This window comes from Candidatus Dependentiae bacterium (genome assembly GCA_026389065.1).
Lineage (GTDB): Bacteria > Babelota > Babeliae > Babelales > Chromulinivoraceae > JACPFN01.
In genome coordinates, this window is sequence record JAPLIP010000041.1 from 1 (window position 1) to 295 (window position 295).

General features: G+C 41.0%; 1 protein-coding gene. It reads right to left on the minus strand.

Annotated features, from left to right (window positions below; all coding sequences use genetic code 11):
* Positions 1–295 (minus strand): hypothetical protein (locus NTU89_02920; protein ID MCX5923497.1); only part of this gene is annotated, 295 nt, incomplete at both ends.

Below are 295 nucleotides of genomic sequence, written 5' to 3' on the forward strand. Positions count from 1 at the left end.
TCATACCCAAGCCACATTGCATGATTAAATTCATTGAGCCCCATGCGAAAACGCTGACGACATCTATAATCGCTTGCTTGAATATATGCTGCAAGCTGAGCACATTCTTTTTTGCTCATAGTTGCCGTTGATGTTGGCGACTGCATAATTGAATCAAGTCGCGATCCGACACTACAAACCGTCGACTCTTGCGGAGCAGCAACTGCAATATTTTGTGGAGTTACATCATGGCCATAAGCAAAGAATGAATAGCAAAAGAAAATAATCAAAATTGAATTTTTACGACCAGCCATAG